The sequence below is a fragment of the Paenibacillus sp. PastF-3 genome, from assembly GCF_029893135.1.
Taxonomy (GTDB): Bacteria; Bacillota; Bacilli; order Paenibacillales; family Paenibacillaceae; genus Paenibacillus_AQ; species Paenibacillus_AQ nitricinens.
The window spans coordinates 537,833-555,768 of sequence record NZ_JARXWM010000002.1; the positions used below are offsets into that span (position 1 = coordinate 537,833).

General features: G+C 44.5%; 13 protein-coding genes. 2 read left to right on the forward strand and 11 right to left on the reverse strand.

Translation table 11 applies throughout. The features are described from left to right. The first annotated feature begins 11 nt into the window (after window positions 1-11). Complete coding sequence (locus tag M2444_RS06475; RefSeq protein WP_042190039.1) at window positions 12-875, forward strand: class I SAM-dependent methyltransferase; 864 nt, start codon at window positions 12-14, stop codon at window positions 873-875. A 3-nt stretch (window positions 876-878) separates the two neighbouring features. Beyond that, on the forward strand, window positions 879-1,625 hold the full coding sequence (locus M2444_RS06480) for an RluA family pseudouridine synthase (protein WP_280786560.1): 747 nt from the start codon (window positions 879-881) through the stop codon (window positions 1,623-1,625). Between the two features lie 107 nt (window positions 1,626-1,732). On the opposite strand, the gene M2444_RS06485 is transcribed toward M2444_RS06480, so the two are convergent. The 11 genes from M2444_RS06485 to M2444_RS06535 form a co-directional block, all read right to left on the reverse strand. Next, complete coding sequence (locus M2444_RS06485) at window positions 1,733-2,164, reverse strand: MarR family winged helix-turn-helix transcriptional regulator (protein WP_094870245.1); 432 nt, start codon at window positions 2,162-2,164, stop codon at window positions 1,733-1,735. Between the two features lie 171 nt (window positions 2,165-2,335). After that, on the reverse strand, window positions 2,336-4,777 hold the full coding sequence (gene gyrA, locus M2444_RS06490; protein ID WP_094870246.1) for a DNA gyrase subunit A: 2,442 nt from the start codon (window positions 4,775-4,777) through the stop codon (window positions 2,336-2,338). 252 nt (window positions 4,778-5,029) lie between these two features. Then, the gene (gene parE / locus M2444_RS06495) at window positions 5,030-7,012 is read right to left on the reverse strand and encodes a DNA topoisomerase IV subunit B (RefSeq protein WP_042190046.1); all 1,983 of its coding nucleotides are present in this window, start codon (window positions 7,010-7,012) and stop codon (window positions 5,030-5,032) included. 167 nt (window positions 7,013-7,179) lie between these two features. Continuing rightward, complete coding sequence (locus M2444_RS06500; RefSeq protein ID WP_094879024.1) at window positions 7,180-8,169, reverse strand: ABC transporter permease; 990 nt, start codon at window positions 8,167-8,169, stop codon at window positions 7,180-7,182. Beyond that, window positions 8,162-9,142, reverse strand: coding sequence for an ABC transporter ATP-binding protein (locus M2444_RS06505; RefSeq protein ID WP_094874813.1), 981 nt, complete (start codon window positions 9,140-9,142; stop codon window positions 8,162-8,164). Before M2444_RS06505 ends, M2444_RS06500 begins: the two co-directional genes overlap by 8 nt. 64 nt (window positions 9,143-9,206) lie before the next feature. Then, on the reverse strand, window positions 9,207-10,043 hold the full coding sequence (locus M2444_RS06510) for a GDSL-type esterase/lipase family protein (protein ID WP_341135303.1): 837 nt from the start codon (window positions 10,041-10,043) through the stop codon (window positions 9,207-9,209). Between the two features lie 248 nt (window positions 10,044-10,291). Continuing rightward, window positions 10,292-11,047 carry a CAP domain-containing protein gene (locus tag M2444_RS06515; RefSeq protein WP_280786562.1) on the reverse strand — a complete coding sequence of 252 codons (756 nt, stop codon included), beginning with the start codon at window positions 11,045-11,047 and terminating at the stop codon, window positions 10,292-10,294. A 256-nt stretch (window positions 11,048-11,303) separates the two neighbouring features. Continuing rightward, window positions 11,304-13,268 (reverse strand): WG repeat-containing protein, encoded by a 1,965-nt coding sequence (locus M2444_RS06520; protein WP_280786563.1) that lies wholly within the window; start codon window positions 13,266-13,268, stop codon window positions 11,304-11,306. Window positions 13,269-13,872: 604 nt separating this feature from the next. Beyond that, entirely contained in the window at window positions 13,873-14,880 is a 1,008-nt protein-coding gene (gene mglC, locus M2444_RS06525; protein WP_280786564.1) for a galactose/methyl galactoside ABC transporter permease MglC, read from the reverse strand. Between the two features lie 52 nt (window positions 14,881-14,932). Further along, window positions 14,933-16,444, reverse strand: a complete 1,512-nt coding sequence (locus M2444_RS06530; RefSeq protein ID WP_094872600.1) for a sugar ABC transporter ATP-binding protein — start codon at window positions 16,442-16,444, stop codon at window positions 14,933-14,935. Between the two features lie 145 nt (window positions 16,445-16,589). After that, window positions 16,590-17,666, reverse strand: coding sequence for a galactose ABC transporter substrate-binding protein (locus M2444_RS06535; protein ID WP_094872599.1), 1,077 nt, complete (start codon window positions 17,664-17,666; stop codon window positions 16,590-16,592). Between the last annotated feature and the right edge of the window lie 270 nt (window positions 17,667-17,936).

Consider the following 17,936-nt stretch of genomic DNA (forward strand, 5'->3'; position numbering starts at 1 on the left):
TGGATTAAAAAATGTATATAGCTAGCGACTGGAAAGACTATGAAGTAATTGACACTGGCGGTGGAGAGAAGCTTGAACGTTGGGGTGACATCATCCTGCGCCGTCCGGATCCACAAATTATTTGGCCACTCTCCAATGAGACAGCGAAATGGCGTGATGTACACGGTCATTATCACCGTTCCTCAGCGGGTGGTGGACAATGGGAAATGAAGAAAACAATTCCGGATGATTGGAAAATTAGTTACGGAAAATTAAAATTCCATTTGCGTCCTACGAATTTTAAACATACAGGGTTATTCCCTGAACAAGCGGCCAACTGGAGCTGGATGATGGACAAGATTGCGGCTGCTAACCGTCCGATCTCAGTACTAAATCTATTTGCTTACACAGGTGGAGCTACTGTAGCCGCAGCAAGTGCCGGCGCTTCGGTTGTTCACGTGGATGCAGCCAAAGGAATGGTGCAATGGGCAAAAGAAAATGTCCAGCTGTCCGGCCTAGGCGAGCGTCCAGTTCGCTACATCACGGATGACGTATTCAAATTCGTACAACGTGAACAACGTCGTGGTAGTAAGTATGATGCGATTATCATGGACCCGCCTTCCTATGGAAGAGGGCCTGGCGGAGAAATGTGGAAGCTGGAGTCCAGCTTATATCCTTTCCTTGAGAGCTGTATGCAAATCATGAGCGACAAACCTTTGTTTATGCTAATCAATTCATACACCACTGGGATTTCTCCAACGGTCCTACGTAATATGTTGTCGATGACCATGGGTAAACGTTATGGCGGGAAGCTCACCTCCGGTGAAATCGGTCTTCCGATCACTTCCTCCGGCATGAACCTGCCATGCGGTATTCTGGGACGCTGGGAGGCGTAAGCCATGACACAGCATTTATCTGGCAGCAACGAGCCGCTGGACGGAATATCGAAGCGCTTTGAAGTGTTATACGAAGATAATCATCTTCTAGGCATAGTGAAGCCCGTGAATATTCCTGTTCAGGAGGATGCTACTGGAGATCCTGATCTGCTCAATCTGCTCAAAGAAGATGTGAAGGAACGCTTCAACAAGCCTGGCAACGTATATATGGGGCTAGTCCACCGCCTGGATCGTCCAGTTGGGGGTGCAATGATCTTTGCCAAGACATCAAAAGCAGCATCAAGACTATCCGAGTGTGTCAGAACTCACAGCTTTCATAAGGTGTACTTAACGGTCGTGCACGGTAAACCACCAGCATCTCATGGCCGTCTTACCGATACACTGCTTAAAGACGCCAAGAGCAATACCGTCACTGTCGTCCGTAAAGGAACCCCCGGCGGTAAGGAAGCCATTCTGGATTACACAGTACTTGGCAGCGCTGAGGGTTACAGCCTGCTCAAGATCGATTTACTCACCGGTCGTTCCCATCAAATTCGAGTGCAGCTCAGCTCCATCGGCTGCCCATTATACGGTGATCAGAAGTATGGGGCTTCGGTGAACAGACCTGGACAGCAAATTGCACTGTGGTCTGCACTTGTAGGCTTTCCCCACCCTGTTACTAAAGAAGAAGTAGAACTTATTTCCCTGCCCCCGCAAACCCATCCTTGGGATTTATGGTCCAAGGAATTACAAAAGAAGGCTATCCGTTAATGGATGGCCTTCTTTTTTAAAAATAAGTGTTGTTGTACTTTTTTAATAGCTTGTCATCGCAAGCTTGTACCTCAATCTATTTCTCCGGCCCTTGTCACCCCGATTATTCATGGTGTAGAACCTTCCGGTGTTGTTGTAACAACCATTTTGCCCATTAAATAGAGTAGTAGCTGTTGGTTATGAGAGGATATCGGATCAAGCGCTTCTGCAAAAAAATCACTGCGGATCTTCAAACCACGTGCAGTCTCCTGCGTTCCAATTTCCGTTATACTCACCCATACAATACGGCGATCCGCAGCATCTCTCTCCCGAATGATAAGCCCATTTTTCTCCATCCGATCAAGTAACATAGTAACCGCTGCAGGACTGGTCGCCAGATGTGGAGCCAGATCAGAAGGCTTCATGGCATCACGTTCCTGAAGCAGTTCAAGTACTGTGAGTTGGGCATCCGTTAGCGATGGGGCAAGATTACTGTCCATATGTAGTTTGTAATCTTTTAAAATTTTATGCCAAATTTTACTGAATTCAGAAGCGTGCACACTGATTCCTTCCTTTCCTTGCGGTTCTATCCGGTATAACTACATTTTCGCGAAACAAATTCCATTTCCTGCAAAAGAAGAAAAATAAATCTTCATAACTGATAAGCGAGAAAATTAGAAAAAGGCACGTAGTCAATTCTCAAGAAGAATTGACTACGTGCCTTGGCTTGTTTACTTCACTGCTGGGAAAAGATTAACAATCTCATCCTTTTTCTCCACAGGGACAATCTGTTTGCCTGTAGAACGACGCTCTCCAAGTGGTGCAGATTCAGAAGAGAACGTGTGATGTGCATTCTCCCGTGTAATTGCATTAAGTTCCAGCGGCTCTCTGCAATAGAAAGCCCCTGCCAATTTACTGCCATTTGGCCGTACTCGCTTGCCTTCCTTAAATTCAAAGGTTGGCATCCCTTTGCCACCGCGGCTTTGAGATGGATAATCCACTAGTAATGAACGTTTCGCATATCCGATATCGGAGATAGAAAGGATCTCACCTTCATCTTCACTGACCCAGAAGCAAGAAATCACCTCATCGCCCTCACGAAGCTGAATGCCTCTTACACCGGATGCAACACGGCCCATAGGATTAACTTCATTCTCATGGAATCTAATACTCATTCCTTCACGAGTCACTAGTACAATGTCCTTGTCATTCGTACTAGTAACGACTGTAATGATCTCATCACCGTCTGCTACCTTACAGGCTGCTACGGCTCCAGAGCGGCTTGTAGAGTATTCCTTGAGCTCTGTACGCTTAACCTGACCTCTGCGGGTGATAAACACAAGGCTTTGCTGCGGATCATCAAGATTATTGACCGGAATCACGCTAATGATTCCATCCCCTTTAGACAACCCGATAACGTTAACAATCGCAGTACCAGGTTCTTTCCATTTAAACTCTGGAATCTGGTGAACCGGAAGTAAGAAGTACTGCCCCTTGCGCGTAAATACCAGCAGACTGTCACGGGTATTCACATCGAGCAGCTTAACGATATGATCGCCTTCTTTAACGCCTGAAGTATGACGTTCCCCACCAGAGCGGGTAAAGGAAAGCATACTTGTACGCTTAATATAACCGTCTGCGGAAAGTGCTACTAGCACATCCTCTGCGTTGACCAGCGCTTCAAGGCTAACCTTAAGCTCCTCAACTTCGCCTTGGATGAGCGAACGGCGATCGATCCCGTATTTGTCGCGGATCTCAAGCAATTCCTTACGGATTACAGCTACGAGCTTCTTGTCACTTTCCAATATGCCACGCAGATGTGTAATCTTGACCATCATTTCATCCAATTCTTTTTGGAGTGAAGTAATCTCCAAATTCGTCAGACGATACAATTGTAAGGTAAGAATAGAATCCGCTTGACGTTCACTGAACCCGAACATCCACACGAGATTGTTCTGAGCGTCCTGACGGTTCTTCGATGCTTTAATGGCAGCGATGACCTCATCAAGAATATTCAGTGCCTTAACCAAGCCCTCTAAGACATGAGCACGGTCTTCTGCGCGTTCCAGATCAAATTGGGTGCGGTGAGTCACTACTTCACGCTGATGCGCGATATAGGCCTCCAGGATGGCTTTAAGGCCAAGCTGTTGCGGAGCCTTGTTGACGATCGCCACCATATTGAAGTTATAGGTAATTTGAAGATCGGTTTTTTTGAGCAGATATGCCAAAACGCCTTGGGCATCCGCTTCTTTCTTGAGCTCCACCACAATCCGAAGTCCTTCTCGTCCACTCTCATCACGAACTTCAGCAATGCCATCGATCTTCTTCTCTAATCGAATATTCTCCATGGAGGTAACTAGTCGTGATTTTACAATCTGGAATGGAACTTCCGTAATCACGATTTGTTGCTTGCCGCCACGCATATTTTCAATCTCAGTCTTGGAGCGTAAATAAATACGGCCTTTACCAGTACGGTAAGCATCCATGATGCCATCTCCGCCCATAATAGTGCCGCCTGTAGGGAAATCCGGACCTTTCATAAAGGTCATGATATCTTCTAGTTCAATATCCGGCTTCTGCATCACTGCGATACAAGCATCAATAACCTCCCGTAGATTATGTGGCGGAATCTCCGTGGCAAAGCCTGCGGAAATCCCACTCGTGCCATTTACGAGTAGATTCGGATACCTGGAAGGAACAACTACAGGCTCTTTGGCTGTATTGTCAAAGTTGTCCTTAAACAGCACCGTCCGCTTCTCGATATCACGCATCATCTCCATTGCAATCGGAGATAAGCGTGCTTCCGTATAACGCATTGCCGCAGCTGGGTCATCGTCCATCGAGCCCCAGTTGCCATGACCGTCAACAAGAACATGCCCCATCTTCCATGGCTGTGCCATACGAACCATACCATCGTAAATCGAGGAGTCACCATGTGGATGGTAATTACCCATTACATCCCCGACGGTTTTGGCTGACTTGCGGTACGGCTTGTCAGGCGTGTTGCCAGAATCGTACATCGCATAAAGAATCCGGCGCTGTACAGGCTTAAGTCCATCGCGGACATCGGGAATCGCCCGGTCCTGAATAATATATTTGGAATACCGACCAAAGCGGTCACCGACGACCTCTTCCAGAAAAGCCGGCAAAAATTGTTCTGATAAACTACTCACTTTGCTCACCTTCTGTTCCTCAAACTGCCCGTTTTATAATAGTATGGTGCTTCTCATGAACACTCCTGGGATTCTTGGACTTCCAGCCGCTGTTGTCTCCAGATTTCTTTGATTATACCGCTAATGCGGATAAAATCAGGAGACAAAGGCGGACGCTATCGCTCCTACAGTTCCAAAATTCCCCTACGTTCCAAGAATCACAAGCTTTTAGAAAATCGGGATTATCGTCACTTGCAGCACTACTAACTGCAGCTACTCTACAATTTCAGTGAAATCGACATTTTCAACAATCCAACGTTTACGAGGATCGACCTTATCACCCATCAGTGTAGAAACACGACGCTCAGCCTTAGCCGCATCCTCAATCTGCACTTGAAGCAGTGTACGCGATTCTGGATTCATCGTTGTTTCCCACAGCTGATCAGGGTTCATCTCACCCAATCCTTTATAGCGCTGAAGCTCGAAGTTTTTGCCAAATTCCTTTAAATAATTTTGCAATTCTTCGTCACTCCATGCATACCTTACGGTCTCCAGCTTGCCCGTTTTGCGGGTCAGCTTATAAAGCGGAGGCTGGGCGATAAAAACCTTTCCGGCATCTATTAACGGCTTCATATAACGATAGAAAAATGTCAGCAGCAGCACCTGAATATGCGCTCCATCTGTATCCGCATCGGTCATAATGATAATTTTGGAATAATTGCTGTCTTCGACGGTAAAATCCGGGCCAATTCCTGCACCAATCGTGGAAATGATTGCTTTATATTCATCGTTCTTCAGGATATCCAGCAGCTTGGCTTTTTCCGGATTCATAGGTTTCCCTTTTAGCGGCAAGATCGCCTGAATCTTTGAATCACGGCCTTGCTTCGCTGAGCCACCGGCTGAATCACCTTCTACGATGAACAGCTCAGTACGTGTAACGTCCTTGGACTGCGCAGGTGACAATTTCCCACCAAGATTCGAGCTCTCGCTACGTTTCTTACCTGTACGAATCTCATCGCGGGCTTTGCGAGCCGCTTCCCGAGCCTTCGAAGCCTGAATTGATTTTTTCAAAAGACTCTGCGCTACCTGTGGGTTTTCTTCCAGGAAACGAGCCATATTCTCAGATACGATATAGTCTACTGCACTACGGGCAGAAGCACTTCCGAGCTGATCCTTCGTCTGTCCAACAAACTCAACCTCGGACATTTTAACACTAATAACAGCCATCATACCTTCGCGGAGATCATTTCCTTCTAAATTCTTATCCTTTTCTTTAAGCAACTGTGTGCGGCGGGCATAGTCATTTAACACACGAGTATACGCAGTCTTAAAGCCCGTCTCATGCGTACCACCACTACGAGTAGGAATGGAGTTAACGAAGGAAGCCAGAGTTTCCGTATAGCCTCCATTGTACTGAAGAGCCACTTCCACTTCGATATCGTCTTTTTCTGCGCTGAAGTGAATGACATCATGCAGAACATCCTTGCCTTCATTCAGGAATTGTACAAATTGGCTGGCGCCACCTTCGTAAAAGAACTCGTCCTGACGATTGCTCCGCTCATCATGCAGCGTAATACGCAGACCGGAATTCAGAAAGGCAATCTCCTGTACCCGCTCTGCCAGCGTGTCATAATTCAGGGCAATTCCATTTGGAAAGACGCGAATATCCGGTTTAAAAGTAATTTTCGAACCGGTTTTGTTGGTGTTTCCTAAAATTTCAAGGCCCGTTACTGGCTCGCCAACATGCTCTTTCCCCTTCTTGTCCACCCAATATTCAAAACGTTGACGATGGATTTTGCCCTCACGATAAATCTCTACTTCAAGCCATTCAGACAAAGCATTCGTTACTGAAGCCCCTACGCCATGCAAACCGCCTGATTTCTTGTAACCAGATCCACCGAATTTACCGCCTGCATGCAAAATTGTAAATACAACCTGCGGCGTTGGCACTCCTGTCTTATGCATTCCAGTTGGAATTCCACGGCCGTTGTCTGTCACTGTTACTGAGCCATCTTTGCGAAGTAGTAAGTCAATCTTCGTACAATACTTGGCTAAATGCTCATCCACAGCATTATCTACAATTTCCCATACTAGATGATGTAGTCCCGAAGAACTTGTACTGCCGATATACATGCCAGGTCGTTTGCGCACTGCAACCAGACCTTCGAGCACTTGAATGTCGTCAGCATCGTATCCAGTACGGCTATTCTCGCCGTTATTAGAAACTTCAGCAAACATATCGATCTGTTCGAGCATTCATGCTCCTCCTTCTTTTCTCTATACTAAAGCATTGCGCCTTTGGCGTCCTTATAAGGACGGTAAGCCTTTTAGCGAGAAACATAAGATATAAAGTATAGGTGCAAAACTTATACGTTCTTATATTTCTAAAAATGCAAACAAACGTTTTCGTCACTTTGTACATTCTAATTCAAAATATCCCTTTTCGTAAAGACGGCGAATGAAATGATCACCGAAACAGCCCCCCATACTGCCAGCACAGCCATGGAAAATGACAAGGACATCCCCTCTATAGGGGCGGGAGTTCCTGACAAATAGCCGGTCAGTCCAAGATTTACCATAAATAAATATTTCGCTGTTGTCCAGGCTGAAGCCATATTGGTCAAAATATTTCCAGCGATCAGCGCTGCCATCATGACCACTATACTAGCAGCAGTGCTCCTTACAAGTACAGAGATCATAAAAGCAAGCAGGGCAACTACAACGCTTACGAACCAGACCAATCCACCTTGCATAAGCATATATTTCCACTGTGGTATTGCATGTACAGTAGACATATCTACCGAGTCCCCACTGATCTTAAAGCCTGTAAAAACAGGGATATTGAAGCCCTTATATCCAAAAGCGAGACCAGAGATCAAATAGCTGATCACAAATGTGGAGAGTACGATGAGTGAGACAAACATAAGCAGTGCCGCCATTTTGCTAAACAAAACTTTCCAACGCTTAACTGGCCTTGTCAGCAGCATTTTGATCGTCCCTGTAGTCCGCTCCGCAGAAACTAAATCCGAAGCTACAGCCATAATGAGTAGTGGAATAAATAAAGTAACGGAATTATCCATAAACTCACGGGTAAAGGTAACGCCACTTGGCTCGTTCGGATTCACATCATGGTGAAGGTAATATTGAAGCTGCTGTACAAATATTCGCCGATAAGTCTTCCATTCCTCTGGAATCCGGTCGCTACCCAAAGAATTTTGATTATCAATGATCTGCTGCTGGATCTCCAGGCGCCAATCGGAGTTGAATTTATCTCGGCTACGCTCAGCAGATCGCATTTGCGCGTAGGTGAACATAGGCACCAGAACAATCAGAATCAGCAGTATAACATAAAACCGTTTCTTTTTTATGATTTTTAAACATTCATTACGGATTAGCGGAAGCATATTATTCAACGTTCTCACCCTCCGTTAGTTTCAAGAATAGCTGTTCCAGTGTCGGATTGATTTTATGCACAGCCCTAACTTCGATTTCAGCAGTCACCATAACAGCCACAATCTCGGGGATCAAATCCTGCTCCATAATTGTGATTAAAGAATTCGGGCCCATACCTGCAATTATTGAATCATCCAAGGTAACGTCTTCCAGATTCTGAATCTGAATATCTGGGCGATCAGCCAGTAATGTCCTAGCTTCAGCAAAAGGCTCTAGCTCCCAAAGTACATACGGCGAATTTCGGGCAATAAGCTCATCTACCGAACCCACTGCAAGTACTCGCCCTTTACTAATAATCGCAACACGGTCGCAGAGAAGCTGGATTTCACTAAGTAAATGACTCGATACAAATACCGCCAACCCCTCATCTGCTAGCTTGCGTATAAATTCTCGCAGCTCCTTAATTCCCTTTGGATCTAGCCCATTTGTTGGCTCGTCCAGAATAAGCAGACGCGGATGTCCCAGAAGAGCCTGCGCTATACCAAGTCGCTGCCTCATCCCAAGCGAATATGTACTTACCTTATCATGGATTCGTTGATCTAACCGTACGATATCTACCACTTCACTAATGCGAGTATTATCAATACCAGGCTGCATCCGGGCAAAATGCTGTAAATTCTCCCATCCCGTCAAATAGGTATATACCTCAGGGTTCTCCACGATAGAGCCAACAAATTGCAACGCTTTTTCCGGATTTCGGTTTACATTGTAACCACATACCGTAATCTTGCCCTCGCTTGGACGAATCAAATCGACAAGCATTCGAATCGTAGTTGTCTTTCCAGCTCCATTGGGTCCGAGGAAGCCAAAAATTTCTCCTTTTCTCACATCAAACGTAACATCATCTATAATCCACTTTCGCCCTATTTTTTTCCGTACCCCGTCTACAGACAAGACGACCGGACTGGATTCATCACTGTTCGCTTTTGTCATATTCTCTTTAGCTCCTTGTTAAACACAAATCATCTTTCTTAGAAAGCTGGCTCTCAATTGTGTTCTAGTGTATAGCCTGAATGAATCGCTCTCCGATTCGCTGATAGCCATCCCCATTCGGATGAAAATGATCCGTTGATAAGTATTTGTCCAAATGCTTGTTAAACAAGTCGAAGGTTGGAACCAATGTCATATTGCTGTGCTTATTAATAACATCCATTGCCGCATTATTCCACTTCGCAACCGCCTGATTACCTGGTACAAGCAGATCTGGTATATCACCAAAGGGGTTGTATAGACCCATATAATAAATTTGAGCATTTGGATTGATTTCCGTGATTTTCTGCAGAATCTTACCTAATCTTCCTACTGCTTCTGGAAGGGCTGCTAGCAAAGACTCTGGAGTCAGCTCTTGATCGGTCGTGGATTCACTTTGAAGTGCGCCACTATTCTGCAAAATATTTGAGTCCTTGAATAAATCATTCCCTCCGATCGAGAGCAGAATGACATTCGCCATATGCAGCGCGTAATCTACACCATCTTCTTCCAGCTTGCTTAGCAGTCCTGCAGTAGTTAAACCATTAATCCCCATATTCCCTAAAAAATCAACCTCAACACCTTTAGCAGATAAACCACTAACTGTACGCTTAACAAATCCTTCCCCGGTGTTATCACCAGTTCCCTTGGTTAGCGAATCTCCGAGAGCAACAACTTTGAGCTTCTTGTCAGCTTCCGCCGCTGGAGCAGCTGTTTGTTGAGGTATGTTGGTGTCTGCGGCTTCTCCAACCGGATAGATAATGTCTCTGACCGCATAAACTAAACCTACAATTAGAATTATGGTTGTTACTATGGAAATCAGGCTAACGCTGCGCCATGTCCACTTTGAATCATTCAAAGCCATCCCTCCGTGTGCCGTTCTATTATGTATTGTTCCACAATTTACAAAGATCTTAACTATGTACATAAACATAAATCTTCCATACCGGTTTTGCAAATGTCTAGAACAGAAATAAATCCAGCTGCTCCGCTTATTTAACCCAAATATGAATACGAAAATTCTCAAAAAAATTCAGCGATTAAAGTTTGGGCACAAAAAAACGTCCCCCGATTTTCATCGGAGAACGTTGATTTCAGTAATGATATTTTCAATTATTTACCAATAAATTCTTGAACCCAATAGTTATTGTCATAACCTACACCGATATAATTGAAATTAGCATTCAAAATATTAGCTTTATGACCAGGACTATTCATCCATGCTTTCATTACTTCTTCTGGTGTTTTTTGACCCATAGCAATGTTCTCGCCTGCGGCGTTATACGTGATCCCAAAGGATTTCATCATATCGAATGGTGAACCATACGTAGGTGAAGTATGTGAAAAATAGTTATTAGTACGCATATCCGTAGCTTTTGTAGCTGCTACTTTATGAAGGCTGTCCAATCCAGAAACAGGTTTCAGACCAGCTGCTGCACGCTCTTTATTTACCAGCGTTACGATCTGTTGAACATAAGTTCCTTTATTGCTCGCAGCACCTGTACTAGGTGTAGTTTCTGTAGGTTTAGTTACAGGCTTAGTTACAGTAGTCGTATCCGAAGGTTTAGTTACAGGCTTAGTTACAGTAGTCGTATCCGAAGGCTTAGTAACCGGAGTTGCGGTAGATGTATCTTTATTTGGAACCGTTCCTGTTTGAGGCTTGGACACCACGATTGTGCTATTAAAAATAGGGAATCCCTGTAGGTTGGCTTGTTTTAGATATTGTAAAACTTGCTCATAGCTAGTACCTGATTTAATTACTGTTACTTCAGTTGAGGCCGCATTCGCTTCGAGTGGAAGTGAAATACTAAGGGCCATAACAGCTGCTACACTACCACCAATAATTGCTCTTAATCTCTTGTTCTTCATTCTGCCATCTCCTCTTTCTTGTGTGTAATATATGTTTCTGCTTAGAGTGACCAGCTACAAATGTTACAAAGTTGTAATTTGTTCCTCAGTCATTGTAGCATAATTCTATCAGCTGTGCTCTTCTAATTTTTAACATTTAATAGTCTTGACTGTAAGTTTTCTAAGTCTGAATGCATTAGATTTTCACGATAAAAAACAAAAAAGTCGCCATTCTCGAGAGAATAGCAACTTCTAAGTGCTAATGGATATGAGGGAACTAGTGAAACGACTGCCAAAAGTCTCCCTCAGTAGAGATAAGTCCCATAATTTCTGCGTATGGAATACGGAAAGTGGGAAAACCCGCAACATAAGGAGCAATCTCATAAGGAGCAAAATAAAGATACAACGCTTCATTATCTACAAAGAAAGGCTGATCCGAGGTAATTCCTTTATACGTATCCGGAAAAACATAAGAGTATTGAGGGTCATTCTCAATCTGCTTTCCGACGATTTTACTTAGCTTCTCCACATATCTGCTTCCTGGCTTGAACAGGTCACCCAGCTTATAGAACCTTCCATTTCGCAAATTAGTATGGGTATAGATTTTGGTAGGCATACCGTGGGCTGCTCCAAAAGGATATCGATAACCCGTTAATTCCAGCACTAGAAGGTTTTTGCGGAAAAAGGACACTGAAAAATCACCATTGTAACTGAAATCCTGTGTTGCTCCATTACTACCTGGGTCTTCAACTAGGGAAAGCTTCCGTAATTTATCATTAACCTCTCTAGAAACTTCCGCACTTGCAATTCCCTCAACAACCGGATAGTAAACCAGATAATCCCTGTTCGGTTTGTACTTCTTCTCTACTACGGAATATGGCGGTCTCAGTGGGATGACTCCATTTTGCCTCCAAATCTGTTTCCCTTGACGATCATAATATGCTGTACGTTGATCTATATCTGCTCTAATTAGGCGCCCACTGAGGGTAAGTGTTCCCGTCCCTTGAATAACTGGAGGCTGAGCTGCTCTTTTTCCAGTTCGATCTATAAAAAAAGTCTCCTTAGCATCATACACAGACGCCAGTCCGTCCTGATAATTATTCACACCAAGCAGGGTATGATTGCTCAGAATCGCTCCTGTCTCTGCATCAGCGATAATGTAACGTGAGCCTCGATAAGGTTGACTAGGGAATATTGGTGTTCCTATGGCTGCTCTGCCCTCACCAAGCTGCAGGACTTCATAATATTTCGCAGGGATGATCATTTTTCCTTGTTTATCAATCAGCCCATAGGCGTTGCCATAGTTCTCCGCGGTGTTCACCACTGCACGCCCCTCCGAAAAAGGTAAGGCAGAAGTGAATTGTGGCTGAATAGCTACTGTTCCATCAGTGTTTAAGTAACCGTACTTACCGTTCTCAGTCGCTTGATAGGAGAGCAGCCCATCACCCGGACTCCCTACGAATGGATGATTGTACGTATGCAGAATCTTCCCTTCAGGATCAATGAGTGCGTACTCCCCCTCTTTAATCTTGACTAAAGCCACACCATTCATGAAATCATTGGCATCCAAATAAATTGCAGGCAAAACCTCTTTGCCTTGCGCATCTACATACCCGTATAGGGATTGACCACCCGTTGTGTTTTGTTTCGAAAATAATGCAAGTCCCTCATGTAATGAGTTTAGATAATCATAACGGGCTGGAGTCACCTCCTTACCTTTTTCATCAATAAATGTGTACCCTTTCGCATCTGATACTACTGCGCGTCCTTCCGAAAAAGGGGCAATAAACGAGTAAATGGGCTTCACCCGCTCCCGTCCAGAGCTGTCGATCAGTCCGCTACTGTTTTTTCGTTGTACAATTGCTAGCCCATTTTCCTGAAAATCCTCAGCATATTCGTATCTAGGTTCAATCTGAACACGACCTTCGTCGTTAATATATCCCCAAAGCGTACCCTCTTTAAGATTAAAGGGCGCCGGATGCAGCCCAGTATTTCTTAATTCGTCGTCAACCCACTCCGGTAATACATACGGTGTCTCATAAGGCTTATTAGAGTAGTCTACACGATATAATCCCGCCTCTGCTGGGATCGTAACGAACAGTTCCTCTTCTGTACGTATGAAATCTTCTTCTTGCTGCGTAATATATTCGTTCCAGCCAATGCCGTCCCATCTCCATACATCCGCTTGCAATGGACCATTGTCATTCCCTTTTCCCAGCTCATTCAATCTAATCCTTAACATCCAGTCGCTCCCCTTTAACAAAGGCATTTGCCTATAGAATATGGGAGAATGTTGGTTTATGTGATTTTGATCTTCTAGATGTGGGATGAAGATGAAAACGCATCAAGCGAGTAAGATGTGTCGATACTGGTTGCACGGTGGGTATTAGGCGGGAACAAAAACTCTTACACTTCATTTAGCTCAATTCAGTCAATTATCCGGGATTGATACCGTTCATTTACTACATTTCAAACAAAAACGAGTGCAGTGCCAGCGTATAGTATAGGTTGGTCTTAACCGTGGAAGTCGGTGTAGGACTTATCTGCGGCAGTAGGCGATAATGTTTGTGCGATGTTGTTGTAGCGATATTGGTTGTGACAGTGCAAAGCCATTGAAAGAGACATGCCAAAAAGCGTTTGCGGTAACTAGCAAACGCTTCTTCTGTCTTACCCCAGCGAGGTGATAATGAGAACAGAGAGGAACTTTGGAGCTGTAGAAACAAATTGGTCACCTTTGTTCTCAGATTCCAGCCGCTAACGCGGTATCAATCAAGGAATCTGAGAATAACAGCGATCGTAAGCCCAATATTTCCCGGAGTTAGCCCTTAATCACCCCGCGACCATGACTACTTCTTCGAAGAGTACTTCCGCATATCAAATGCGACTGCGGCTATAATGATCAAACCTTTGATAATTAACTGATAGTACGGGCTAATGCCGATAAAGGTCAGACCGTAGTTAATGAGAGTAAAGATGATAACCCCCACTAGAACACCCGGCACAGTACCAATGCCCCCGGTTGTAGATACGCCACCGACTACACAAGCTGCAATGGCATCAAGTTCATACATGTTACCGTAGTTATTAGTTGCTCCACCTGTTCTAGCAGCTTCCAGAACGCCTGCCAGACCATATAGCGCACCAGCAATAGCATAGATATAAATCAGGTTCTTGGAAACATCGATACCGGATACTTTAGCCGCCTGCATATTTCCGCCAATAGCGTACATGTTCTTACCCAGCTTGGTTTTATTGAATACCACCCAAACAATAGCGGCGACCGCCAGGGCTATGAGAACAATGTATGGTACTGAATATTTGCCGCTCCCGATGAAGCCGGACCCGATTTTGGTAAAATCAGGACGCAGACCGCCAATTGGTTGGGATTGGTTCGGGTCCATATCGAAGTACAGGGAGTTCAGCCCGTACACGATGAGCATTGTACCCAGGGTAGCAATAAATGGCGGAACGTGAAGCTTGGAAACGACAATACCATTGATAAGTCCACAGAGAAGACCAGCAACGATAGCAATAAGGATTGGAAGCCATACTTCCACTTGCGGAAGATCTGGAAAAAAACGACGGGAATAGTCTGGGATTTGCAGCATCGAAGCGGAGATAACCGCCGTAAAACCAACCACCCGTCCGGCGGACAAGTCAGTACCTGCCGTAATAAGGATAAAGGCAACCCCAAGCGCGATGATAACGCGTGTAGACGACTGAATCAGTACGTCACGCAAGGTGTTGATAGACATAAAGTTTGGATCGTATATGATGATCCCCATAATCAGCAGTACCAGCACGATGTAAATCGCGTTTTGAGTCACAAAGGATTGAGCTTTTTTAACGTTCATTTGTAGTGATCCCCCTTAAAATTACGCAAGCATATTCTCCTATCCTTACTCCTTAATGCTGTGCAGCGAGACGCATAACTTCGGTTTCCGTAGCTTGCTCGCCTTCTAATATTCCTGTAAGCCGTCCTTCCGACATGACCATTACACGGTCAGACATTCCGAGCAGCTCCGGCATTTCAGAGGAGATCATAATGATACTCTTCCCTTGCTGAGCCAAGTCAGCAATTATGGAGTAAATCTCGAATTTAGCCCCTACGTCGATACCGCGAGTCGGCTCGTCCAGAAGCAGGATTTCGGGCTCAGTAAGCAACCATCTGGCGAGCAGCACCTTTTGCTGATTACCACCAGAAAGATTCATGATTAGCGTTTTGGTTGTAGGTGTTTTAGTTCGTAATTTTTCAATCATTTTATCTACTTCAACTTTTTTCTTCTTGCTATTCAGCAGGAGGTACGGTTTTTGGTAACGATGTAGATTAGCAATCGCACCATTCTCATGGACAGATAAAACTGGGAAAATACCTGTTACACGACGTTCTTCGGTAAGCAAAGCCATTCCGTGTTTCTTAGCATCCTTCGGAGAATTGATAGTAACCTCCTTGCCTTTAATAGAGATCGTTCCGGATTTCAAGGCTCGCAGACCGAACAACGCCTCAATGACCTCAGTTCTCTGGGCACCTACCAGACCCCCAATACCAAGGACCTCTCCACGTCTTAATTCGAAAGACACATCTTTAAATGATCTTTCCTCAGGGGAGGTTAAGCCTTCCACCTTCATGTATACTTCACCAGGTACGTTGAAGCGCTCAGGAAAACGGCTGGTCAAATCGCGGCCCACCATTTTGGAAATGATAATATCTGTAGTTAATTCCTCTGCTGGCCAGGTTCCGATTTTTTTACCGTCACGCATAATAGTAACTTCATCAGAGATGGCAAGAATCTCTTCCATTTTGTGAGATATATAGATAATAGCTACGCCTCTACTTCTGAGATCCCGTATGATCCGGAATAAATGTTCCACCTCCACACTGGTTAGGGAAGAAGTGGGTTCATCCATTACAATAACTCGGGAGTGAAAAGAGACAGCCTTCGCAATTTCAATGGATTGGATTTTGGATACGGAAAGCTTACCCACTAATGTTTCGGGATTCAGATCGATATCCAGATCTTTAAACAAATTTTCCGTGTCAGTGAACATTTTCTTATGGTCGATAAACTGAATCGGTCCGATTCCCTTCGTTGGAAAACGTCCTAGCCAGATATTCTCCATAACACTTCGGAACGGCACTGGATGCAGCTCCTGGTGAATCATCGATATACCGCTTTTTAACGCATCATTTGAACTGCTGATGGATGCCTTCTCGCCATCCAAAAAGATCTCACCGGCATCCGGTGAATAAATACCAAAGAGACATTTCATAAGTGTAGACTTACCTGCACCATTCTCGCCCATAAGGGCATGCACCGAACCCGGTCTGACCTTTAAACTAACATCATCCAGCGCTTTGACGCCGGGGAATTCTTTCGTAATATTGTTCATTTCCAGCAAAAACTCAGCTTTTTCCATGTTGTTACGCCCCCTACGCTTTTTTTCTTTTTTATGAGAGGCACAGCGGTTCCATCCTGTTCCCTGCCTAAAAGAAATACCGAGGAGCGGTTATCCGCTCCCCGTGCTGTCATATGATCATGAGTAACTCTGTAGCCAAGGTTAATTACTTAGCGTCAGCTATGTTGTCTTTCGTAATCTTTTTGTAGGAAATCCATACGTATTGATTATCAGTGATATCAAAACCTACATTATCTTTCGTAGGCGTTTCGCCTTTAGCAAGCAGAGCGGCAACTGTGATAGCAGCCTTACCTTGGTTATTCGCATCATTCAGCACCGTTCCAAGCATTGTTCCATCTTCCAGCGCTTGAATCGCAGGAGCAGTTGCATCCACACCTACTACCGGCATAAATTTGTCACCCGTAAAGTAACCTGAAGCTTTCAGAGCTTCGATTGCACCGAGGGCCATATCATCGTTGTTAGCAAGAACAGCTTCAATTTTGTCGCCGTGGGAGCCAAGGAATGCAGCCATTTTTTCTTGTCCTTTTACGCGATCCCACATTGCTGTATCTTCAGCCAGTTTCTCCACCTTGATTCCTGCATCTTCGATAGCTTGAATAGAGTAAGTAGTACGAAGCTCAGCATCTTGGTGTCCTGGTTCGCCTTTCAGCATTACATATTGGAGAACTCCGTCGCCGTTCTTGTCCGCTTCAGGATGCGCTTTCCAGTAGTCAACAATCAGTTGGCCGGACATTGTACCGGACTCTTCTGCTTTCGCACCTACATAATAAACCTTATCCCATTTCTTCATATCTTCAGGAAGCGGTTCTCGGTTAAGGAATACCACTGGAATGTTTGCTGTTTTTGCTTTTTCGATAATGACGCCAGCAGCTGTACGGTCAACTGGGTTAATCAGCATTCCGTTATATTTTTTAGTGATGAATAAGTCAACCTTATCATTTTGTGTTGGTTGTGAATTTTGGCTATCTACGATATCTACTGTAGCGATGCCTTTAGCAGCACTATCGATAGCGTTACGAACACCTGTCATAAAAGTATCGTCAAATTTGTAAATGGCGACCCCAACTTTAGGCGTTTCTGTTGTAGTGCCCGAGTTCTCAGTCTTTGGAGCGTTAGTTGCCTTGTCTGCAGCACTATCTGTAGTTTTGTTGTTGCCACCACAGCCTGTCAGAGCAGCACCCAGCAAAGCACTAGCTAATAGAACGGAAGTGATTTTTTTCATTATTCATTGACCTCCTATTTATACTTCTTTTTTATTTGCCCCTGATCGTCTCGGGTACATCCATATTATGCAACACCTGAAAACGCTTGCGAATATAAAATCCTACTCATTACTATAAAAATTCTAATGAACCCAAGAAGAAATATAAGGATGATTTTCATTTAAAATTTATACTTTCTTATCTTCTAAAATAAAAAACGAATACCGCCCCATTCAAGGATGGTATCCGTTACACGAAACGTATAAGCATAAACGCCTTCGGCGCCTATT